At 42.2% G+C, this 23,330-nt stretch carries 23 protein-coding genes; 8 read left to right on the top strand and 15 right to left on the bottom strand.

What is annotated here, in order from left to right:
• Positions 1–13 precede the first annotated feature (13 nt).
• Both NSS87_RS12635 and NSS87_RS12630 read right to left on the bottom strand, forming a co-directional pair.
• Positions 14–496, bottom strand: coding sequence for a GNAT family N-acetyltransferase (locus NSS87_RS12635; protein ID WP_231573435.1), 483 nt, complete (start codon positions 494–496; stop codon positions 14–16).
• Between the two features lie 78 nt (positions 497–574).
• Positions 575–1,027 (bottom strand): hypothetical protein, encoded by a 453-nt coding sequence (locus NSS87_RS12630; protein WP_197071283.1) that lies wholly within the window; start codon positions 1,025–1,027, stop codon positions 575–577.
• 235 nt (positions 1,028–1,262) lie between these two features.
• Between NSS87_RS12630 and fsa the strand changes: the two genes are divergently transcribed.
• The gene (gene fsa, locus NSS87_RS12625) at positions 1,263–1,910 is read left to right on the top strand and encodes a fructose-6-phosphate aldolase (RefSeq protein ID WP_042126959.1); all 648 of its coding nucleotides are present in this window, start codon (positions 1,263–1,265) and stop codon (positions 1,908–1,910) included.
• 55 nt (positions 1,911–1,965) lie between these two features.
• On the opposite strand, the gene NSS87_RS12620 is transcribed toward fsa, so the two are convergent.
• The 3 genes from NSS87_RS12620 to NSS87_RS12610 all read right to left on the bottom strand — a co-directional run bounded on the left by NSS87_RS12620 (position 1,966) and on the right by NSS87_RS12610 (position 6,909).
• Entirely contained in the window at positions 1,966–3,279 is a 1,314-nt protein-coding gene (locus NSS87_RS12620) for an MFS transporter (protein ID WP_339247507.1), read from the bottom strand.
• A 134-nt stretch (positions 3,280–3,413) separates the two neighbouring features.
• The gene (gene helD, locus NSS87_RS12615; RefSeq protein WP_339247505.1) at positions 3,414–5,765 is read right to left on the bottom strand and encodes an RNA polymerase recycling motor HelD; all 2,352 of its coding nucleotides are present in this window, start codon (positions 5,763–5,765) and stop codon (positions 3,414–3,416) included.
• A gap of 97 nt (positions 5,766–5,862) precedes the next feature.
• Positions 5,863–6,909 (bottom strand): aromatic acid exporter family protein, encoded by a 1,047-nt coding sequence (locus NSS87_RS12610; RefSeq protein ID WP_042187452.1) that lies wholly within the window; start codon positions 6,907–6,909, stop codon positions 5,863–5,865.
• 188 nt (positions 6,910–7,097) lie between these two features.
• Between NSS87_RS12610 and NSS87_RS12605 the strand changes: the two genes are divergently transcribed.
• Positions 7,098–7,631, top strand: a complete 534-nt coding sequence (locus NSS87_RS12605; RefSeq protein ID WP_076282886.1) for a hypothetical protein — start codon at positions 7,098–7,100, stop codon at positions 7,629–7,631.
• A 95-nt stretch (positions 7,632–7,726) separates the two neighbouring features.
• Here NSS87_RS12605 and NSS87_RS12600 read toward each other — a convergent pair whose 3' ends face one another.
• Positions 7,727–8,368, bottom strand: a complete 642-nt coding sequence (locus NSS87_RS12600) for a phosphatase PAP2 family protein (protein ID WP_042187448.1) — start codon at positions 8,366–8,368, stop codon at positions 7,727–7,729.
• Between the two features lie 110 nt (positions 8,369–8,478).
• Here NSS87_RS12600 and hfq point away from each other — a divergent pair, with 110 nt between their 5' ends.
• Complete coding sequence (hfq, locus tag NSS87_RS12595) at positions 8,479–8,700, top strand: RNA chaperone Hfq (protein WP_042126951.1); 222 nt, start codon at positions 8,479–8,481, stop codon at positions 8,698–8,700.
• Positions 8,701–8,824: 124 nt separating this feature from the next.
• Here hfq and NSS87_RS12590 read toward each other — a convergent pair whose 3' ends face one another.
• Positions 8,825–9,931 carry a lactonase family protein gene (locus tag NSS87_RS12590; protein WP_339247499.1) on the bottom strand — a complete coding sequence of 369 codons (1,107 nt, stop codon included), beginning with the start codon at positions 9,929–9,931 and terminating at the stop codon, positions 8,825–8,827.
• A gap of 181 nt (positions 9,932–10,112) precedes the next feature.
• Between NSS87_RS12590 and NSS87_RS12585 the strand changes: the two genes are divergently transcribed.
• The gene (locus NSS87_RS12585; protein ID WP_042126947.1) at positions 10,113–10,448 is read left to right on the top strand and encodes a hypothetical protein; all 336 of its coding nucleotides are present in this window, start codon (positions 10,113–10,115) and stop codon (positions 10,446–10,448) included.
• A gap of 185 nt (positions 10,449–10,633) precedes the next feature.
• Positions 10,634–11,803, top strand: coding sequence for a peptidylprolyl isomerase (locus NSS87_RS12580; RefSeq protein WP_339247496.1), 1,170 nt, complete (start codon positions 10,634–10,636; stop codon positions 11,801–11,803).
• A 76-nt stretch (positions 11,804–11,879) separates the two neighbouring features.
• Here the strand turns inward: NSS87_RS12580 and NSS87_RS12575 are convergent, their stop codons facing one another.
• Complete coding sequence (locus NSS87_RS12575; protein ID WP_042187441.1) at positions 11,880–12,074, bottom strand: hypothetical protein; 195 nt, start codon at positions 12,072–12,074, stop codon at positions 11,880–11,882.
• Positions 12,075–12,146: 72 nt separating this feature from the next.
• On the bottom strand, positions 12,147–12,746 hold the full coding sequence (locus tag NSS87_RS12570) for a nitroreductase family protein (protein WP_042187439.1): 600 nt from the start codon (positions 12,744–12,746) through the stop codon (positions 12,147–12,149).
• A gap of 208 nt (positions 12,747–12,954) precedes the next feature.
• Here NSS87_RS12570 and NSS87_RS12565 point away from each other — a divergent pair, with 208 nt between their 5' ends.
• Complete coding sequence (locus NSS87_RS12565) at positions 12,955–13,695, top strand: metallophosphoesterase (RefSeq protein ID WP_339247492.1); 741 nt, start codon at positions 12,955–12,957, stop codon at positions 13,693–13,695.
• 12 nt (positions 13,696–13,707) lie between these two features.
• Positions 13,708–14,370, top strand: coding sequence for a hypothetical protein (locus tag NSS87_RS12560; protein WP_339247489.1), 663 nt, complete (start codon positions 13,708–13,710; stop codon positions 14,368–14,370).
• Positions 14,371–14,472: 102 nt separating this feature from the next.
• Here the strand turns inward: NSS87_RS12560 and NSS87_RS12555 are convergent, their stop codons facing one another.
• Together NSS87_RS12555 and NSS87_RS12550 are read right to left on the bottom strand one after the other, a co-directional pair.
• A complete protein-coding gene (locus tag NSS87_RS12555) occupies positions 14,473–15,993 on the bottom strand; it encodes a copper amine oxidase N-terminal domain-containing protein (protein WP_339247488.1) in 1,521 nt (506 codons plus the stop codon).
• 93 nt (positions 15,994–16,086) lie between these two features.
• A complete protein-coding gene (locus NSS87_RS12550) occupies positions 16,087–16,755 on the bottom strand; it encodes a TraX family protein (RefSeq protein WP_339247485.1) in 669 nt (222 codons plus the stop codon).
• Positions 16,756–17,228: 473 nt separating this feature from the next.
• On the opposite strand from NSS87_RS12550, the gene thrS reads away from it, so the two are divergent.
• Positions 17,229–19,139, top strand: a complete 1,911-nt coding sequence (thrS, locus tag NSS87_RS12545; protein ID WP_042187435.1) for a threonine--tRNA ligase — start codon at positions 17,229–17,231, stop codon at positions 19,137–19,139.
• Between the two features lie 199 nt (positions 19,140–19,338).
• Here the strand turns inward: thrS and NSS87_RS12540 are convergent, their stop codons facing one another.
• The 4 genes from NSS87_RS12540 to NSS87_RS12525 form a co-directional block, all read right to left on the bottom strand.
• A complete protein-coding gene (locus NSS87_RS12540; RefSeq protein ID WP_339247483.1) occupies positions 19,339–20,328 on the bottom strand; it encodes an aldose 1-epimerase in 990 nt (329 codons plus the stop codon).
• 85 nt (positions 20,329–20,413) lie between these two features.
• On the bottom strand, positions 20,414–21,130 hold the full coding sequence (locus NSS87_RS12535; RefSeq protein ID WP_042126933.1) for an MgtC/SapB family protein: 717 nt from the start codon (positions 21,128–21,130) through the stop codon (positions 20,414–20,416).
• Between the two features lie 169 nt (positions 21,131–21,299).
• Positions 21,300–22,091 (bottom strand): SDR family NAD(P)-dependent oxidoreductase, encoded by a 792-nt coding sequence (locus tag NSS87_RS12530; protein ID WP_339247479.1) that lies wholly within the window; start codon positions 22,089–22,091, stop codon positions 21,300–21,302.
• Between the two features lie 114 nt (positions 22,092–22,205).
• A complete protein-coding gene (locus NSS87_RS12525) occupies positions 22,206–23,318 on the bottom strand; it encodes a rhamnogalacturonan acetylesterase (RefSeq protein ID WP_339247477.1) in 1,113 nt (370 codons plus the stop codon).
• Between the last annotated feature and the right edge of the window lie 12 nt (positions 23,319–23,330).

Here is a 23,330-nt window from a genome sequence, read left to right as displayed (position 1 = left end):
CCATTATAAAGTTTTATAGTATTTTGCCGTAACAGAGACTATGCGGATCACCTATGTAGGGTCCAAATAAATCAATCGGTTGGTAGCCATGCTTGACGTAAAGCGCAATCGCTTCTGGCTGCTTAATTCCGGTCTCCAATCGGATCTCCTTAAACCCCGCCGCTAATGCTTGTTCTTCAAGGAATAACAGCATATTTGTAGCTATGCCCATTTTACGATAACTAGAATCTACATAAAAGCGCTTCAACTCCATCGTTGCGATCTCTATTCCGATATAATCCAGTGGACGAAGCCCACCACAGCCCACTGGTTTTCCGTTTAAGTAGGCTACTACGAAAGTCATTTCTTTTACTTTGGGATCCTCGAAATCAACAACATAGATCGTCTCATGCGGATAACGCATCTTCAGTTCCTCATCCAGAAACGTAATAAGTTCTCTTAAATCAGCGTTCTCTGGATCAACTACTTCAAAATTCACTTCTGTTACGGGCGACACTCTATTTCCCTCTTTTCTTGTATCCAAATTCGTATTATCCTTCTTGCAGCCAAAAAAATCAATATTCTTCATTCTGTCTTATGTATATTGTAATTTCACTACATCCTCTAAATTTAGGATCATCTCTTTTTCAGCGTGGTTAGCAGCCCTATGTAAGTAAGCTTTATGCTCAATGAAAGCATCTGAGGGGGCTGCCAATTTAATGTGCTCCAGCACACTGCGTTCGACATCAGCGAGAACTAGATTTCCTCTACCCGCACTTACTCTACAAAGAATAATGATTGCTAAAGGCTTATTCACAACTGCCTGCCCGCTGGACTCCACAAAAACTGTGTATTGAACTAAAGGAATTACGTCTGGATCTTCCACACTAGCAGCGCAAGATTGGTCAAAGATAGAATACATTAGTGAAGGATTGCGTGATAAAGTTCCTAATTTTTTCTGATTAGATACCAATTTGCTGTTCTGGTAGGCCAAGAATCCGGCAACTGACAACACGAGCACAAGCAAAATAACTAATATCGAGTACATTTCATCACGTCCCACCCAATACTCCATAATAACAATACCGATTATATATTATCATGGATAACTGCATAGACCAATCCTATATTATCAACACTATAACAAGTGTAAGTGATATTCAATCTATAAAGTTATTTTGAAATATTCAAAATAACAGTTGAAACTTCGTTTGACATGTCTCATAATGAAAATATGAATATTGTTTGTCAATCCATATGGAAATCAAGGGAGGAAACTTAAAATGAAGTTTTTCTTGGACACCGGAAATATTGAAGAGATCAAACGTATTACTCGCCTCGGATTAGTGGATGGCGTAACGACTAACCCGTCGCTCATCGCTAAAGAAGGAAGATTGTTTAAAGATGTTATCAAAGAAATCGTAGCAATCGTTCCAGGTCCTGTAAGTGCAGAAGTAATCGGACTTACAGCAGAAGAAATGCTTAAAGAAGCATACGAAATTGCTGAGTGGGCTCCAAACGTTGTCATTAAACTCCCTATGACTGAAGATGGCTTGGAAGCTTGTTATGAGCTTACAAAAAAAGGTATCAAAACTAACGTAACGCTTGTCTTCTCAGCGGCTCAAGGCTTGATGGCTGCAAAAGCAGGCGCAACTTATATTTCTCCTTTCGTAGGACGTCTGGATGATATCGGTGTTGACGGAATGAAGCTGATCAAGGATCTGAAGACCATCCTAACTAACTACGGTATGACTTCCGAAATTATTGCAGCATCCATCCGTAACATTGCGCATGTTGAGCAAGCCGCTCTTGCTGGTGCTCACATTGCTACCATCCCAGGTTCGCTCCTGCCTACCCTCTGGAAGCATCCGCTGACAGATAACGGTATCGAACGCTTCCTGAAGGATTGGGAATCCGTACCACAAGCATAAGATTGTCTTTCAATCTTTTATCAAAGGGCTATCCCGCAAGCTACGGCAACGTAGCTTAAGGATAGCTCTTTTTTCCATCTATAGTCCTTGCAGAAGTCTGACGAACACGCTTTGACCAGAGGTGCGGATTTACCTGCTCCGTTTCTTTCACATCAGATTCTCCCTTGCTCCCCTTGCTTGGCGTTACTGCAAATAAGGTCAGCAATCCACCAATTGCGCCGACTGTAGCCATTAAAGCGAATAATACCCAATGACCACTGCTTAACAGCAGCGATACCACTGGCGGTCCTGCGGCTACCCCTATAAACCTCATACTGCTATAGAGAGCGGTTATCGTGCCACTATTCTCTTTCTCAATTCCCTCCGTGATTAAAGCATCCATACAAGGAAGCACAATCCCGATTCCAACACAACCTAAGCCCATAAACCCGACTAAGAAATAAATACCTTTATTGAACCCCGCAAAGATCATTGCTGCAGTTAGTAACACCATACCTCCAAAGCCAAGCCATTTCATTAGCGTTTTGTTCTGACCAATGATCTTTCCTGTTCCATATGAAGACAGACATAACAAGGCTAATGGTATTGCCAGCACAAATCCCTTCATTGCCCCATGCATATTAAATTTAGTTTCCAGCATTTCCGATAAATAGAATTGAACGCCAAAGGTTACAAACATACAGATACCGCCTATGGCAAAAATAGCATACAACCATCGTCCCTTTTCACGCAAAATGCTCACAATTCCGGATAAAAATTCTTTTATACCCTGTTTCTCAGGTTGTTCCTTCGCTTCCGGCTTTCGAACCAGAAAAAGAACTAAAGCAAATGAAATTAGACATAGAACAGGAATAGCGATAAAAGGTGCAAACCAGAGCCATATTCCAAGATAAGCTCCAAGGATCGGACTGAGTACTTTACCAAAGGTATTTGAGGTTTCAATAATTCCCAGACTTTTGCTTACATCCTCTTCTTCCTTGAATAAATCACCAACGAAGGGCAGCACAATAGGAAAAGCACCAGCCGCACCTATCCCTTGTAACAAACGTCCGGCCAGAATGACCCAATAGGCGCTAACGCCCTTCATAAACCAAGCCGCCACCACGCAGACGACTCCACCTATAGCAGCAATGATCAGACTCGGAAGAATCACCTTTTTTCGTCCATAAGCGTCAGACAGGTACCCTGCAATAGGAATCATCACGATAGCCATCAATCCATAAACAGTAATCAGCATACTCACCTGAAAAGAGCTAATGCCTAGTTCTTTAGAAATCTGCGGCAAAATAGGAAGCAGCATGGAGTTACCGAGGGTCATAATTAGTGGAATGGATGCCAGTGCAAGCAGATCCCATTTTCTTTCCTTCATGAACTGACCACCTTTGTCATTGTTTGCGACGACTCTCTATATTGTGGTTTGTTCATCCCTCTTTATTCATACATATAAAAAGACCGTCCCCTCGCCAATGCGAAAGGACGATCTTATGATCAGAAGATGGTGCTTTACAGCGAATTTGTAATCATGGTCTTCGCTTTTACAGATGGAAGAAACCGGTTTGGTTCTCCTAGGCTAAAAATATGCAGTAAGTGCATCGCTCGAGTGCAAGCTGTATAGAACAGTTTACGCTCGCTTTCTCTGCCATATCGTTCAGCTGAACCATCATAAATGATGACAGCATCAAACTCCACACCTTTAGCTAAGTAAGCAGGTAACACCAATGTTCCCTTCTGGAAATTCGGCGTTTCCTTCGTAACGAGTCTTACTGGCAGCCTACTATGTAGTTCATCATGAACTCTTGCGCTTTCTTCTGCTGTTTTACAAATGACAGCCACATAATGATACCCCTTGGATTGCAAATTCCGGATATCCATTTCAACTGCATTCAGAAGCTCATCCTCGCTAGACACCACACTTAGCTGAGGTTCTTCTCCTCGTCGATTAAACGGCACAATTCTTTCCCCTCCAGGAATCATTGAACGCGTAAATTCTACAATTTCAAAAGTGGAGCGATAGCTTCGGGTTAACGAGATCACTTCTGTATTCTCTTCCCCATAAATGCTTACCAAACTAGACAAATCACCGAGCACCTCACCTTGTGCATAGATCGCCTGATTCAAGTCACCCAATACGGTCATTTTTGCCCTTGGAAATAAACGGCGCATGAACTCTAATTGGAAAGGTGAGTAGTCTTGTACTTCATCCACAATCACATGACGAATTAGCGTATTGGTACGGAAGCCTTGGCTTAACTCCTTCAAATAAAGGAATGGTGTAGCATCTTCGTAGGCAAGCTCGTTCACTGCGATTGATTTTAGTGTTTGTTCACAGATCTCATCCCATATTTCCGGCAGAGAATGAACACCATTCAGACGTTCCATAAGCTCACGATCAGTAAACAGCGTACTGTACAACCCCTTAACATCCACAAAACGACCTCGTTTAGTCCATCCGCGCAGCGGTTTTAAGCGTTGGCTGACTACATACCGGGATAACACTTCTTTTTCAGTATCAAAATCATCAAAACTATCCTGCGTGGCTTTCTTCTTACGTCGCAACATCTGATATGCACGATGGTAATCACTGGAGTCCAATAACTCAATTTGATCTTCAACCCATGAAGCATTTCTTTCCTCATGGCTAAAATCAGCGATCTTCTTCAGTAACCAGCGTGTCATTAAGTCTACACGGTTCGCAAGCTTAATGGCGGGATCATAGGCATAGAAATGACGTTCCATTTCTTCTTTACTGACTACCGCTCTACCTTGAAACATTAAAGGCTTGAACAGCATGCCTTCATGTTCCAGCATCGTAGCATACCGACGAATCACATCGAGAAAAGGTACAGATGATTTATAAGCGATTCCTTCTCTGCGTATACCCACTTCAGGGCCATCAGGGGCATTCAATAGATTTTCCGTCTGACTAAAGACATCTTCCAGCTGGAATTCATGTCCTAAACGATGCTCAAGATACATCTGAAAAGTGGTTTGTTGCATATTTTCTTCACCTAGCTCTGGGAGCACAGTTGAAACATAGCTATTAAACAGCGGGTTCGGCGAGAACAACAACATCTGGTCTGCTTGCAGAACTTCACGGTATTTATACAAAAGATAAGCAACCCGCTGCAATGCTGCAGAGGTTTTCCCGCTTCCTGCGGCACCCTGAACGACCAGCATTCGGCTTTTGTCGTTGCGGATAATCGCATTTTGCTCTTTCTGGATGGTAGCTACAATACTCTTCATTCGATCATCGGCACTATGGCTAAGCACTTGCTGCAAAAGCTCGTCGCCGATCGTTACCCCAGTATCAAACATAACTTCAATAACACCATCAGAAATCACAAACTGACGTTTAAGATTCATTGTACCGGAAACAAGTCCACCAGGTGTCTCATAAGCTGTTGGGCCAGGAGCTCCGTCATAATATAAACTCGATATAGGCGCCCGCCAGTCATAGATCAAGAAGGTGCCATCATCCTCCATCAAGGATCCAATTCCCAGATAAATCTTTTCCGTTTCTCCATTTGGTGCTTCTGTAAAGTCAATACGCCCAAAGTAAGGAGAGACGAGTAGCTTTTTATATTTTTTTAGAGCCTTGCTCGACTGTAAATGATGGCGTTCACGTTCATTCAAGATTTGGGATTGTTGGCGCAGACTTGTTGAAGTTTCCCCTAAATCATCTGGACTACTGAAGTTTACTGTTACCTCTTCCCAGAAGTCTTTCCGCATATCCACCACATCACTGCGATGGAGTCCGAGCTCCTCAGATAATCGCCGGATATGGGCAGACAAAAGCTTAGTCAATCCGTCAACCCGCTGCTGTTCCTCTTTCCATTCAATTTCATGATTCTCCACTACATTTCATCCCCTTTGGAAGGTTGATATTTCAAGTGAGGATACTCTTAATAGATGAATCCTTAAGCTTATATGTTGCACATCACAAGGTTATGTTTTAAGCTTCGCGATCCGTTTCTTTTTCCTCAGTCGCTATACGGTTCATCTGATCTGCCACTTTATCAAGCCGTTCTAATTGATATCCGTAATCGTAAATAGCTGCGGCTACAACATACAATCGTAGTTGACCTATTTTCTCCGCATTATACCCCAGGATCGTTGAATTCAAAAATCCATCATTCTCGTCTCCCAAGGGTTCCGATTCATTAGTGTTTGGTTTTAGTTTATCTTCAAATTTCAGCAAGATCAGTTGATGATATTTGATTAACTGCTCCAAATGACTGTCAAACAATGCATCTGTCTCTTCACTTCGATCCGCTTGAAAATAATGCCGATCCACAGCCTCAAGAACATCGAAGCCCTTTTGCAAAGAAGATAACAGGTTCTTATAGACAACCATTTGTCTAGTCTGACTGTACTTCGCCCTCTTTAGCTGTTTCTGCTCTTCCTCAAACAAAGCGTACTTATCCGCTAAAGATTTAATAGATGACTCCAGTGCAAGTTTTTCATCACGAAACACACTTTCCTTCATCTCATGAGATACAGCCGTTCTTAGCAGCAAGGAAAGACTGGCAAAGACGTTCTCAATTTGCTTGATGTACTGTTTCCGTGGTTTCGGAGGAACTACTATAATATTGATTAGAAATGCAGAAACAATCCCTGTCAATGTTAATAAGAACCGATTCAGCGCGAACTGCCATTCACCAGAAGCCTCCATCACTGTTATAACGGTGACCAGTGTCAGGCTAATAGTATCCGCCCGGTTAATTTTCATACTGATCATAATGACAAGAATGCAGACCAACCCAACCGCAATTGGACTATTGGATAACAGCATTCCTCCCAGAAGAGCGAGTACCGCGCCCATTGTAGTCGTTGTCAGCTGATCAAGAAAATAACGCCAAGAGCGATAAATAGATGGCTGCATAGCGAAAATTGCTGCAATCGCAGCGCCCACAGAAGATGGAAAATGTAGCAGTTCGGCTAAATACAAGGCAAGCGTGACTGCCATTCCTGTTTTAAATATGCGAGCTCCAAAAGCCAAAAATATCCCCCCTAAAAATTGGCCCACTCTGCAATATGGACATCTACGAATCCCTCATTCCTCTAATTACCCAAGCCTAATGTTGATGAATTTTATGATCATTTAAGCTCTCACTTATGATTCTTTCAGCTTTCAGGGAATACTAATTCAAGTAAGTACCTATCACATATAACATACGAGGTGAGTGAATGAATAACAACATCAAAAAATTAGTGACCATCACAGCTGTTCTTTTCCTCAGTCTGTCTCCAGCACTTGCTCCTACTCGGAGCGTGTCAGCTGAGAATGTAACCTCCACTGCACCTGATTCTGGGCCTTCGGAAAAAGGTCATAGACCCCCACCAGGGAAAGACGGGAAATTCAGAGCCGGCGGACATTTCATTATTTTCGAAACAGCCAAGCTGCTTGAGATGGATCGTACGGAGCTAATCAATAGCCTAAAAACAGGCAAAACCCTCCCCGAGCTTGCCCTTGAGAAGAAAGGCTGGACAGAAGATCAATATATTCAAAAGCTCAGCGAATCCGCAAGTAAGCGGCTGGATCAAGCCATCAGCGAGGGACGTCTAACAAAAGACGAAGCTCAAAAGCTAAAGGCTGGACTTCCTTCTATGCTGAAGAAAAAAATAAGTAAAATGGGTCATTTCCAAGATCATAAATCTTCGGAACATCATGTGATGAACCCTCAAGCAAAAACGCCTTCGGTGTCCTATTTAGGACGGTAAGCGTTTATGCGAGAAATATAAGGATAATGTATAGCGTGAAACATATATATTCTTATATTTTAAAATATCCCCACAAAAACGGGTATCTTCATTTCTTATGAGGATATCCGTTTTTTATAGGCTTCAAATAGACTGATGGATAACATCAGCCACGCGCCACTTGCAGCATAACCACCAATTACGTCGCTAGGATAATGAACTCCCAGGTAAATACGACTCCAGCCAATGCCCACAGTCATGAATACCGCAAACGTTATTAGCAGAATTCTTTCACTTCTTCGCGGCAAATGACGCCACAGTAAATAGGCAATTACCCCATAGAGGGAGAAGGCTGCCATGGAATGTCCACTTGGGAAACTATAACCGAGCTCTTGGACAATACGATTGAAATTTGGACGCTCCCTTTGAAACCATAACTTCATAAGTGTATTCAATAGCTGTGAGCCTAGTCCAACCCATAGGAACAGAATTAGCTCAAGCCGATGTTTCAGCAGAAAATACAGCAGTGCCATCGTGCCGATAGATATGCCAATCGCTACCTTAGAGGAACCAATCAGAGATAGTCCTTTGGCGAATGTGGTCAGTCCAGGTGATTCAGCGGATTGAACAAAATGAATCAAATAATTATCAAATGATGATACCTTATTCATATGAACTAGGATCGCAATAACGACGAAACAAGCAGTAAACCCTATAAAATAACGAAAACCTCTAGACCAGTTCTGATAATAAAGCATAAATACCTCCGTGTCTAATTTTGTGCCTGTCGATCACATTTCCTGAGAAGCTATAACCCGTGCTATAATTATAGAGAAATAAATATACAAAAAGATGGAGTGCTGCCAAAGTGGAGAGTCTAAAATTGCAGGAACGTTTGTTGAATCAGTTTATTTCCACAAAGGTGCCCGTGACGATTTTTACAACAAATGGTGTAAAAATGCAAGGCGTCGTAACCTCGTATGATGCATTCACAATCACTTTACAGGGTCAAGGTGATGGCAGACAGAATGTGCTCTTCAAATCTGCAGTATCCACTATTGTACCTCTTAAGCCCGTCTCACTCAAATAGTTCACACATTCATTAAACTTCTTCATCCTATTTTCAATAATAAAGGGAACACCGGACTACATCTCCGGTGTTCCCTTTATTATTTTCTTAAATTGTCTTATTCACTCTTCAAAACAAGTTTCTTTTATACTGGGAAAATCACAGGCTTCACACACACCGGCTTGGATACATCAGCAGTATTCCCAGTAAAGACGAGACGACCACTGGTCTCTTCAATAGAGAACACAACCAGGTTATTAGCGTCACGATTTGCAACAATAAGATAAGCCCCATCCGGAGTTAATGAGAAGTGTCGTGGATGCCCTCCACGAGTAGATACATATTCAATTAGTGTAAGCTTGGCAGTAGCGTTATCCACTGCAAACACTGCGATGTTATCAGCTCCACGGTTAGAAGCGTAAAGATATCTTCCATCTACTGAAGTAGCAATTTCAGCGCAAGTATTCTCTCCCTTAAAATCCTCAGGCAAGGTTGAAACTGTATCTACCGTGTGAAGAGTCCCTGTAGCACTGTCATATGTAAACGATGTTATCGTGGAATCCACCTCGTTTATAACATAAGCAGACTTTCCATCTGGATGAAATGTAAAATGACGAGGTCCGGCCCCTGGATGAAGCGCAGTATCTCCGTGAACTTCTAGTTTGTTCAAGTCTCTATTGATTCTATAGGACCGAATAATATCAAGCCCAAGATCAGAAACAAACAGATACTGTCCGTCCGGACTGAAAATAGCCGAATGGGGATGCGGGCGATCCTGACGTTCAGGATGGTGACCATGACCGGAATGAATCGCGACATCCTCCAGTTGATTAGCAACTTTTTCTTCATCTAATGTGATCAAGCCTACACTGCCACCATGATAACTACATACAACAATGTATTCATCGCTCAGATCTCTTGAAATATGGCATGTGGTCGTTTGACCATTACCTGAAGCAGGCATTGAGGCTATTCGATTCAATTCGCTCAATTTCCCACGCTTAGCGTCGATAGCAAAGGTAACGACTTCTCCCTCTTTTCCACCTTCACCATTTGGCTTTTCTCCTATGGCATATAAACGCAGGGCTGTAGCATCTACATTAACAAAGGTGGGGTTGGTTAGACCCTGAACCGAGTCGATTAATTTTAACGTACCTCCTGCTTCGCCATCGAATTCAAATACCTGCACACCGCTTTCCGTGGCACTTGCATAGGAACCCGTAAACAGCAATAACTTAGTCTGCTTTTCCATCTCTACATCCTCCTCCAAAGTATTGCTATTATATAATTTACAATTTTTAAACGTTAAAGACAAACTATAAAGTAAAAAGTGTGACAAATAGTTCAAAAATAAGGCTTTCCAATGATTAGGGATTGTGCTATAATGAAAGCGCTAACATTAGTCTTTTATTAAGTATAAAGGGGGAACATGAATGAGTAGCATCCTGCTGGAAGCCAGAAATGTATACGAGGACTTCGAGGTGGAAACAGACATTCTGTTCTTTAAGGTCGGGGACCATGATTTGGTCATTTTTCACGGCAGAAACTACAACATAAAAAAGAGAATGACTGCCGAGCAATTAAAACGATTGTTATCCAATTCTACTTACTATCATGTGTACGGTGGCTGTTATGTCAATCTAAACAAGATCAGTTCTATCGAAGACGACTGCATTTATTTCGGAGAAAAGGGCCTATTCGCTAAAAACGTACGGGTCCCAAGACGGAAACAAGAAAGTATTCGTCATCTATTGAAAGGACTGAAGTAAACATCTTATTCCCATAAGCCGGAAGGGCATGTTACCGATGCCATTTCCGGCTTTTTGCTTTTTATTAATAGAAACTTAAAAAGATCCTATCTTTTTTTATACTTTCTTAAGGTTTAGGATCTGGATTTCTGTTAAAGTTGTAAATAGACAAGCAACACCTATATTGAAGGGAGTCATTACTAATAATGGACAAAAAAGATCTGAATGGAAATGAGAACTTAGAAAACAACGGTACTCCGGAAGAAGAATTGAACACTACCGAGAATACCAATGAAGTAAATGAAGTGGAGGTCGTAGCTGCTGAAGAACCTGTGAATACAACAAAAGAGGAAAGTGTTCCAGTAATGAACAAAGTCGGCAGCAACAATAATACGACGCCACCTGCTCCACCAGTTTCTCCTAAAGGTAACAAGGGCTGGATGATTGCCTCTGTGGTTCTGGCTGCGGCACTCATCATTGTATTGATTAAGCCTCCATTCCAAAAGGACGACAGCAGCACAGCTGTTGCTAGCGTTAACGGAACTAACATTACTAAAGAACAACTTTATGATAAATTGATCGAAGCAGGCGGAGAAAGCACACTGCAAGCTATGATTACTACTGAACTCGTTGATCAAGAAGCTAAAAAAGCCAACGTAACCGTTACTGATGAAGACATCAATGCTGAATTAGAAGACCTTAAGGCACAATTCGGCGGAGAAGCTGCATTTAATGCTGCATTGCAACAAAGCTCAATGACCGTTGATGACTTGAAGAAGCAAATGCCGCTACAAGTTAAACTGCGTAAGATTCTTGAGCCGCAAGTGACTGTAACGGATCAAGAAATCAAAGACTACTATGAAGCAAATAAAGCTACTTTCAATGAAGAAGAACAAGTTCGCGCTTCCCACATTCTCGTTGAGACTAAAGAAGAAGCAGATGCAATTCTGAAGCAATTGAAAGATGGAGCTGATTTCGCTGAACTAGCAAAAGAAAAATCTTCAGACACTGGTTCCAAAGCTAATGGCGGAGATCTAGACTTCTTCAAACGTGGAGATATGGTAGCTGAATTCTCCGATGTAGCCTTTAAACTTAAAGTAGGGGAAACAAGCGGTGCTGTGAAATCCGATTACGGTTATCACATCATTAAAGTTACCGACCACAAAGACGCTAAAAACTACACCATGGAAGAAAAGAAAGATGAAATCAAAAAGACGCTTGTGTCTCAGAAGGTTTCCACTCTTTCCACCACTTGGTTGTCAGATACAACTGCAAAAGCAAAAATCACAAATTCACTTACGGATGCCAAAAAAGAAGCAACAGCTTCTCCTGAGCCATCTGCAAGCGCAGAAGCAGGAACTGAATCTGCTAAATAATATGACTGTAAAAAGCAGGACAAGCGTTAAGCGACGCTGTCCTGCTTTTTTTGTACCTCTATTTTCGAACTTTTAATTAATGTCCTTTTTTACGGACCTGCTTATCACGATTCTCTCCCCACTCTTTCGCTTGTGCGGTAGCAATAGAAATCGCCCTTCCCTCTTCATATCCATCTTCTAGCAGTGCATTAGCAATATCAATCGCCTTATTACGAATAGGTGCAGTGAAGTTTTTGAGTGAATCTGGATAATCTTTTTTGTTCCACGGCATACAAAAAACCTCCTTAACCTGACTATATAATTAATTAGCCTGGTCTAGGAGGTTTTAAACACTCTCTTAAGCTTATTTAAAGACTTTAACGCGATCTTCAACCGGTTGGAATTGTTTCTCACCTGCTGGAGTTACTGTCTTACCAAATGGCAATTGAGCAATCAGTTTCCAGTCTTGCGGGATGCCCCAAGCTTCTTTCACTTCGTCATCAATTAGTGGGTTATAGTGCTGCAAGGATGCACCTAAACCTGCTTCAGAAAGTGCAGTCCATACTACGAATTGCAGAATGCCTGAAGATTGGTTAGACCAAACTGGGAAGTTCTCGGCATACAAGGCGAAGTTTTCTTGAAGGTTCTTCACTACCGCTTGATCTTCAAAGAACAATACGGAACCGTAACCTGCTTTGAAAGATGCTAATTTTTGTGCTGTTCCTTCAAATTGTTCAGCTGGAACGATTTTGCGCAAAGTTTCTGTCGTGATATCCCATAATTTATCATGCTGTTCACCTAAAAGAACAACCGCTCTGGAGCTTTGGGAGTTGAATGAAGTTGGGCTATGCAAAACCGCTTGCTCAACGATTTCAATAATTTGAGCATCGGCTACAGTGGATTCTTTACTGATGGCATAGATGGAACGTCTTCCTTTAACCGCTTCAAGAAAATTGTTAGACATAAAATAACTACCTCCATTTATTTAAGTAACTTACTTTTGTACATCTTATCACCTTTTTTCTGAAAACACAACATTTATTCACAACTTATTTTGTCGGATATACAATTAGCCTCGGTTAGTAACATCTCCCCTTCACTTTTCCGATATACATTTCGGCTAAAAATAAGCTACAATAGTGCAGCAAAAGTACAGAAGGAAGGTTATATAAATGAATTTTTCAACAGATAAAGTTCTTATTCTACATAAAAAAACGATCATATTCTCTTGTGTAGTGCTCTTTTTCCTTAGCTTGGCACTTACTGGCTGTAAAGACACAAAATCGTCTAATTTAAACGCTATGGAACTTGATCAAGCTGAGCTTAAACCTGTATCTTTCTGGGTCGCCACAGACACTCACTTTTTGGATAAGGATCTTCAGGATGGTGGGCAGGCTTTTCAGACCTATGTCACTGGAGGCGATGGAAAAATGCTGCCCTACAGTGATAAAATGGCTGAAGCTTTGGTCTATGACGCTGAACAGAAAAAACCTGCGTTTATCATCCTCAGTGGCGATTTAACTAATAATGGAGAACGCAGCAGCCATCAAAAGTTAACCGAAAATTTAAAACGAATTGAACAACAAGGAACCACTGTATATGTCATTCCAGGCAATCACGACTTATTTAATCCTTGGGCTAGATCCTTCAGTGGCGATAAACAGCTCCTTACGGATTCAATTACAGATAAGGATTTCGTCAAAATGTATGCGGATTTCGGCTACAAAGAAGCTGTATCACGTGATAAGGAATCACTAAGCTATATCGTCAAGGCAGCCCCCAACTTATGGATTCTCATGATAGACAGCAGCCAATACCTTAATAATAAAAAATACGGTTTCCCTCAGACCGATGGGCGTATTGCTTCCTCTACGCTTTCATGGATGGATGAATCCGTTAAGCTTGCAGCCTAAGAGCACGCTTCTGTGATCACGGTGATGCATCATAATTTATTAAGTCACACTTCTATGTCTGTTTCAGGCTTCAAGCTTAATAACAGCCAGGAAGCTATAAAATCCTTACGGAAGAATGGACTTAATCTAGTTCTCTCAGGACATATTCATATGCAGGACATTCAAGTAGATCCAGCAGACGCGAATGAAGATACAGCATCCTCTGAACAAATGCCAATCTATGATATCGCTACGAGTGCGATGGCCGTCAATCCGCATCAATATGGAGCCATGACCTTCGATCCCGTCTCGCGAACCGTAAATTATAAAGCAACGTCTTTGAACGTAGAAGGTTGGGCTGAAGCTAACCAGATTACAGATCACAATCTCTTAAACTTCAAGGCATATGCCGAAGAAGCCTTTGCTACTAACTCCTATGACAAAGCTATGGATAGTCTTAAGGAAAGTCCTTTAACGGAGGCTGAAAAAGAATCCATGGCGAAGGTAATGTCCAAGCTGAATGTACGATACTTCGCAGGAACTGCAGGTACCTTTGCTAAGGATATAAAAGCGTTGCCGGGCTACAAGCTTTGGGAGGAACAGCAGGACGGTTTCTTAGGAGGGTATGTCCAAAGTATGGCTGAAGAAAAAGCGCTAAGTAATGTCGACCTAGAAGTGGTTTTAACGAAGCAATGAAAAGATGCCATATTTCATATAAAAAACCCAGCTTCACCCGCATTTCTGCGAAGTTAGAAGCTGGGCTTGTTTGTGTTATTTAGCCAATGAGGATCGAACTAACTATTTACGTGTAATAGTAATCCAACCATCTTCATCTACATACACAGTAGCATGAAGTGCTTCAGCAAGCAGACGCAGCGATACATAGGCATCACCATATTCGTCAACAAATACAGGCTCTGCAAGCTTCACTTTTTCACCGTTAATTACTGCTTCAGAAGAACCGATTTTGAAAACCAGCTTATCACCGTACACACCATCAGTTACGATAATAGCACGATTGACTGTATCCCATTCCACAATAGCATCTAAATCTTCTGCAAAATACCGAAGAGGAATGTACGTCGTATTATTGTCAACGATCGGATAATAATATTCGTCGTCTGGTTCGATGACAATCGTTCTCTTGGTGATACCAAGATCGTCTTTCAATATACGATAAACGTTAGAATTTGGATCAAAATTGTTCAAAGTCTCTCCAGGAGTCAGGTCACCAGAAGAAACATCAAGTGCTCCTTCAGTACTGATTGGATCTGCCGTTACAGCACCACCAATGTTCCAAATCTGACTGGAAGCCTTAAGAGAGAAGCTCTTTAATGGCATATCTTCAGTACCTGGAAGCGCCACTTTCAGATCAACATTCTGTTTACGAACATGTAGTCCACTGTCTACAAAAATGTCGACAGCAAGCTTCGTATCCTTACTCAGAACCGTTTTAAGCTCAGGAGTAGCTTTGTAAAGACTGTCTAGTTGATTGTCATAAACCAGCAGTAACGCATCCACAGCCAATTTTGCTGCATCATGTAGTACAGTTACAACAGCTTCTTTATCACCCAGAGGAATTACTCCAATACCTGGAATTTCATAATCACCGGAGGCTTTTTCATCCATTGCTTTGATCACAGGATATAGATAGTCATACAAACCACCAACCAATTCTGTAAAGCCTTCCGTATCTTTAGAGATCGATTTCAGGAATCCTTTTAACAATGCCGGAAGCTCATCACCCGTCACTTCGGTATGTAACTTCGTCATATTCACCTGCTGGCCATACACAGCCTCACTAACGGGTGTTACGCTAATTGCGCTTGGATTAGGAAGATTCTTCACCACAAACTTCGTTAGCAGCTTACTAAGATCTTCAGCTTTAGTCAGATCCAATCCAACTTCAGCAAAGACCTCATCATAGCCTTGAACCGGGAAGTAAAACGGTTGTTTTGCTCCTTCAACCGTAAAGACTAAAGTTTTTTTGTCCATAAACAATGAGAATGGAATATTCAATTGTTTATAGCCGATCGTTCCATTGGCAGATACATTACCATTCTCTTGTAACTTTGCATTGCTAATACTCAGGGAAAAAGAATTTATGAGATCGACCATTTCCTTATCTTCTGCGCTAATTCCTTCTGAAGGTTCAGCGTTCATAGAAAACGTCATGCTGGATTCTGATGATTTAACATCGACATCCCCGATCAATGCCTTATTAACATCGAAACCTCCAACCGATTGACAACCGGCCAGAACAAGCAGCAGTGCGACAAAAGGAATAAACCATTTTGCCCTAGCTTTCATTCTCCTCATAGCAAGTCTCCTTTTTTAAGATTTTTTGAAATCAATCCATTATCTCAGCAAAGGCAACATTTGTAAATCAAAGTATTGCTTATTGTAAAAACACTATAGATTCAACAAAGTTCGCCATTCGATAGAAACCCATTCATTGTATATTACGCCTTTAAATAATGCTAAAATCAGTAAATGCGCAGGATAAAAAGACCACCACACCCAGCGTGGTACCCGGTGACGCTCTAAATATCCCCAAAGTGCAGGCGCCAAAGCAATCAACAGCGTTGGTAAAATACTAAGCGTTTGCACAACCCAATAATTATAAAACATGTAGAATAGATTAAGTGCCAAATGTGCTACAACAAGCCAAAATGACTTCGTATAACGGAATATCAATACTAGCAGCAGGCCGTACGCATTATAATCTATCGGGAAATAATCCATTAACGCGGTAGCTGCAATGACGACAGGTATTCCAAGCCATGGAGTAGGTAGTTTATCTAAAATAACCAATACGGTTGCGGATAACAAAAGCGTAAACACCACGTTCCATCCACCAGGATTAATCGCTAAATTGTATGGGATCTGCGCAATAATAGCGATAATGAGCAGTCGGAACAAGTATTTCGGTCTGGATGATGTATGGATATGCCCCTGCACAAGCCCGTAACAATAGATTGGAAAGGCTATTCTTCCTACATATCTCCAAGCAATATCCTCTGGAAAAAAGATATAGCCAATATGGTCGATTAGCATCGTCAACATGGCGAGAATCTGCATATCAAACCTCCTTAAAATAAGTTGATATCATACATTCGCCAATGAGTACTTCATCTCCTTCGCCTGTACACAAATGATGACTGCAATAAAAGAGAACTGAATTTCTGGTTTCTTGCCTCTTGACTTTATGGGGTGCAATTGAGTACTATGAACGAGCAACATCATATGGCAATGATCAAAGACATGATTTCCTATACGAACTGTCCAGAGAGAGAGGTCTAGGCTGAAAGCTTCTCCAGTACACGATTGTGAAGTTACCCCTTTGTAGCCGTGACGCTGAATCCGCCGATCTAAATTTTGCGGTAGTATGTGGCACCGACTTATCCACGTTAAAGGATACCAATGAGGTCCTATCCTTGTGATAGGTCGAATTAGGGTGGAACCACGAGCTGAACGCACTCGTCCCTTTCTGGGAGAGATGCGTTTTTTTGCGTTCACCACTAACAATTTTTGAGAAATGGAGGCTAACAATCATGGAGATCAAGGTAACACTGCAAAACGGAACAATTAGAGAGGTACTGCAAGGAACGACGATTAAAGAAGCAGCAGGTGCCATAAGTACCAGTCTGAAAAAAAATGCTGTAGCTGGAATAATCGATGGAAGATCCGTTGATCTAAACCAAACGATCGAACATGATTGCCAGCTCGAAATTGTTACGTTGGATAGCAAAGAAGGCCTGGAAATTTATAGACACAGTACAGCACATATCATGGCGCAGGCCATAAAACGTATATATGGAGACAAGGGTGTCCAGCTCGGCATAGGTCCAGTAATCGAAGATGGCTTCTATTACGACATTGATATTGAGACACCTCTATCCACGGATGATCTTGTAGCAATCGAACAAGAGATGGCGAGAATTATTCAAGAGAATCACCCGATTGTCCGCCGTGTCGTTCCCCGCGCTGAAGCAATCAAGCTTTTTGAAGCGATGAATGAGCCCTTAAAGCTAGAGCTTATCCGTGATCTACCGGAAGACACAGTATTGTCTATTTATGATCAAGGTGAATTCTCGGATCTCTGCCGAGGCCCACATCTTCCCTCAACTGGCTTGGTCAAGGCTTTTAAGCTGTTGAATGTAGCAGGTGCCTACTGGCGTGGAGATTCCAATAATAAAATGCTGCAACGTATTTACGGAACTGCTTTTCCTAAGAAAGCTCAACTTGAAGAGCACTTACTCTTTCTTGAAGAAGCTAAAAAACGTGATCACCGTAAGCTCGGCAAGGAACTGGAATTGTTTATGTTCTCTGAAGAAGCTCCAGGTATGCCCTTCTATCTTCCCAAGGGGATGACTATCCGCACAGAGCTTGAGAATTTCGCACGTGAATTACAAAGACAGAGAGATTACGATGAAGTTCGTACACCACTGATGATGAACAATCGGCTTTGGGAGCAATCCGGACACTGGGATCACTACAAAGACAATATGTATTTCACCAATGTAGACGAAACAAAATTCGCACTCAAACCGATGAACTGCCCAGGTCATATGATGATCTACAAAAATAATCTACATTCTTACCGAGAGTTGCCTATCCGAATTGCCGAATTTGGTCAAGTACATCGCCATGAGTTCTCTGGGGCACTTAACGGGATGATGCGTGTTCGTACTTTTTGTCAGGATGATGCCCATCTCTTCGTATTACCAGAGCAGATTGAGGATGAAATAAGCCGGGTAATCTCACTGATTGACCATATTTATCAAGTGTTTGGCTTTGAGTACAAGATTGAATTATCTACTCGCCCGGCAGATTATATGGGATCAGAAGAACTATGGGATCTAGCTGAACAATCATTACAAAGTGTATTAGACAATCTCGGGATCGAGTATCGTGTGAATGAAGGTGATGGCGCATTCTACGGACCAAAGATTGATTTTCATATTTTAGATGCGCTAAAACGAAGCTGGCAATGTGGAACCATCCAACTAGATTGGCAAATGCCAGAGAAATTCGATCTTACTTACATCGGGGAAGATAACCTTAAGCACCGCCCGGTCGTAATCCATCGCGCTGTTTATGGGTCGATTGATCGTTTTATGGGGATTATTACGGAGCATTATGCTGGCGCATTCCCGCTATGGCTAGCACCCGTCCAAGCAAAGTTATTGCCCGTCTCTGAGAACTACGTTGCTTATGCGTTTCAGGTGAAACAATCCTTAGAACAAGCTGGCATTCGTGTAGAGGTTGATATCCGAAATGAGAAGCTAGGTTACAAAATTCGTGAAGCCCAACTTGAAAAAGCACCCTATATGCTCGTTCTCGGTGAGAATGAGAAAAACTCTGGCAGTGTTTCTGTAAGAAAACGTGGTGAGGGTGATCTTGGTTCAAAGAGTATCCAAGAGATTATTGAACAGATTAATAAAGAAATAGTTAGCAAGTAAAAACGCCTTCGGCGTCCTTATAAGGACGGTAAGCGTTTTAGCGAGAAATATAAGAAGAATTTATACGTGTAGCATATAAATTCTTATATTTTAAAAAATAAAGTTCTGCTTCAAATTAAACGTTAAAGGGCTGTCTATCGTAGAAATCTACGAACAAGACAGCCCTTTCTTTGATCACTTATTAGTATTCACAGGGACACTATTTCACGTACAGACGACTGCTTTCATCCCAATACTCGCCTGGTTGGAGACTGAATAAGCCGATCTCATCTGCTGGCAGATCTACCATTGGTGCATTAACCAAGTTAATTTGCGGCTCTGGGCAGAAGAACTGCTCAGAAGCACCATTATTCCAGATCATCCACTGCTTGTATGAAGTCCCGACGTCATAAACTAAAGTGACTCCAGCTTTGCTGTCGGTAAGCTCCATCCGGTTACGTCCATTCTGAGCTACAGCTGTGTAATGGTTGTCCATCGAAGCGAAATAAGGATTCACACCTTCATCACGAAGCTGAGCTTCACCTGGCTCCAGCTCTTGGAATTTACCAGTCGGCAGCATACGGTCATTCAATTCCCAGCGATTACCGATGGTCGCTTTTACAAGGTAGTCTTGTGGTGTGCTACCTGGTGCGAATGGTGCATTAATCGCGGTATGGAATGCCAACAAGCAAGGCATCTCTTCATCACCATCATTATGGACTTGTACCTGTTGAGATAAGCCACCTTCACCAAGGGTATAACGTAGTTTCATTGTGTATTTAAACGGCAAGTATTGATAAGAAGGATGGTTCTCATCCACTTTGATGAATACGGTTACGAAGCTTTCGGTCTTACCGCTACCGAACTCTTCCACTTCCCAAGCTGCCGTATGTAAAAATCCATGTAAATGGTTGCCTGTTGCGACTTCATTTACCGGGAGTTGATAAGTTTGACCATTCCAAGGAAATTTGCCATCTTCATAACGATTCGGAGGAAATAATACAGGAATACCATGGATGCCTGGACTTGCTTTGAAGGCTTCCATTTCCTCAGCTCCCGGTTCATGCAAGAAACGGTAACCGTTTTCGGTATCACGGAAACAGATCAAGTTGCCACCGATGCCTGGTAAGATAGCTGCCTCATAACGGCCAGCTTTCAACCAGATGGCTGCTTCTCCTTCATATTGTCCTTCATAGGCTGTGATAGACATAATAATGTGTTCTCCCTTCCAGTGTCTGATAATTGTCTCTACTTGATAGATTACCACATCTGGTCATGACGTGACATGCCCTTTTTTACAGCTGTTCCACTTCAACGCTCATGACATGATCAATTTTCTTCACATCATAATAGATCTCTGTTGCGTAATCTTTATCCGGCGCTGAGATCACCATATCGATCATTTGTCTTCCATCTTCCAAATCCTTAATTTTCATTCTGCGGATCGCCCGGGATGGACTTCTAGTACTTCGTTGGGTACTAACCTGGGGTCTCTCAATTTTTTGGATCACTTCAGTAAGTACAAAATTAGCCTCCATGATGATCCTCACCGAAACTTCATGCTTGTTAAGCACTTCAGGACCAATCGAACGAATTAAATGAGGAACCAAATTCACCGCAAACATTAGAAGAATAACCGCATATGCTGCTTCAATATAGAATCCTGCTCCCACAGCTATACCAATCCCCGAAGCTGTCCAGATGAGTGCTGCCGAGGTCAAGCCTGATATCGCATCACCGCCTCTACGCAGGATAACACCAGCCCCCAAGAACCCTATCCCACTGACAATTTGAGCAGCGAGGCGCATCGGATCCATATTTGGATGCTCAGGACCTGCAAACTTATCAAAGGCATGAATAGACACTACGGTTACAAGACAAGAGGCAATACTAATGACCATACTGGTCCGAATCCCCAGCGGTTTCTGCTTGATCTGTCGGTCAATCCCGATGAACAGCCCGAACAGCATGGCCACTAGCAGCTTAATTAATGATTCAATATGAAAATCCATAGTTCATTCTCCTTTCTCCACAGATACTCCATTATAACGGAAAACGGAGAATATGATTAGCTTTATTTTACAGCAAAAAAACGGCACTCCTATCCTCCATGTATATGCGCAGACAGCTTATAAAATCCGCATAACGAAGAGGATAGAATCCGTTTTGGTGAAAGATTATTTAACCATGAAGCAACGATTCTGCACCGTCACAATAAATCTCAGTTCCTGTAATATGATCGGAATCCTCGGAGGCCAGAAAAAGTGCCAGTTTTGCAACTTGATCAGGACGCCCAGGACCTTCCTCTAGCGGTTGATCCCCTTCCGGAAATTCGACAGGGATTTTTACCTCTTTGAGATCCTCGGATGGAAAAGTGTTGTCATCAATATTGGTCTTAATAGCCCCAGGACAGATCGCATTTACGCGAATTTGAAATTGAGCCAGTTCTAATGCTGCCATCTTCATAAAAGCAACCTGACCTGCCTTTGTCGTACTGTAAGCAGAAAAACCGATGTTAGAAAATACACGATTTCCGTTAATGGAGCTGTTAATCAGGATGCTGCCACCGCTTTCTTTTAGATGCGGTATCGCATATTTAACAGTCGCGAAGGTTCCACGAAGGTTGATGTGAATCGTCTGGTCCCAAGACTCAATATCCATCGTTTCAATGGGCGTCATGGCTCCATTAATCCCTGCGTTTGCAAAAACAACATCAAGACGACCCCATTTCGCGGCCGCCTTGTTTATGGCAGCTTCCACTTGCGGGGGTTCAGCAACATCGCATTCAATTACGAGGGCTTCTCCGCCTTCTTTCTCCACTTGTTTTCTAACCTTTTCTGCGTTCTCAACAGTTCTATCCAGCAACACAACTTTGGCCCCGTTACGAGCGAACTCAAGCACAGTTGCTCGTCCAATGCCGGAACCACCTCCTGTTACAATCGCTACCTTACCTTCCAGCTTCTTATCTACCATGTTTAAGTATCCTCCTTCTTGTCATGCAAGCCTTCCAGTTAAGTTCTTTCCTTAACCTTAACCTCGCATACAGAAGTTGAATCGATAGATCTTTAATACCCCAAAGGATTATTTTTATTCACCCTGCCGAAGATGGATAATGAGATCATTTAAACCGGCTTCACGGATGCCCTCTACAATAAGATCAGCAAGCAGACGTGCTCCTAAAATCTGAAAATGTGTATTGTCTTGTACGCCAACTGGATGCAAGATATATTCTCCCGGATAGGACCACATGAACAGATCCTTTGTTCCTTCCACACCATAGGCTTCAAAAAGCTTACGACTCTTCTCCGCCAAATCGATTAGGGGGATCTGCTCAGTCTCAGCCAACTCTTTCATTGCCGTTAAATACTCTCCATGACTGTCTACTATAGCTTCTGCAGGATCAAATCTCCGCCTATGTACAGCGGTCACCAGTACCGGGTAGGCTCCTGCTTTCCTAGCAACTGTAATCATCCGCAGCAAATATTCTTTATATGTAGTGAAAGGTTCGGTGTGTCTATGTTCATCCCCTTTTGAATCGTTATGACCAAACTGTATGAACATATAATCTCTGGGCCGAAGCACAGTAGAAATGTTGTCCAAATGCCCTTCCTCAATAAAGCTCTTGGAGCTACGTCCTGAAATGGCTCGATTATCTACTACAAGACCTGCTTTGAAGCAGCGAGGCAGCAACTGGCCCCAGCCAGCATAGGGATAACCAGCTTCTCCTTGATCGGTCACCGTAGAATCACCAGCCAAATATAAGACAAGCGTTTCGTTGTCAGGCTCAATGTCGAGAGCATTTATTCGAGGCGCAATACCTGAGAAGGAGAGCTTTAGCTGACCACCCATGATTCGCATCGCAAATGATTCTCGTATATACTGACCTGCCCGGACGTTCAATGTATCTAATACGTACTTACCATCACCTGCTCGAATTATTGTACTCGTATCTGCTAAGGAGTCACCAAGTAACAAAGAAATCCGGTAAATCCCATCAGGAATATCTAACAGGAAGGCTGCCTTCTGCGGAATGCAGAAATCACTTCTTAATGGATCTGCTCCTCCCCTGGAACGCCCGAATACTGTCGAGTCTGAAGTAAAACCAAATCGCGCATCCGGAGAGTATCGTGAGTCCGGCCGAATTTTGGTGTAGCCGGGCGCTGTATCTTTAATCCCAAAGTCAAAATGATAGCTATCCAAATTCAGCCGCAC

Origin of the sequence: Paenibacillus sp. FSL F4-0243 (assembly GCF_037963295.1) — a bacterium.
GTDB lineage: Bacteria > Bacillota > Bacilli > Paenibacillales > Paenibacillaceae > Paenibacillus_AQ.
The sequence above is the reverse complement of the archived record's forward strand: the minus strand, read 5'-3'. Positions and strand labels throughout refer to the sequence as shown.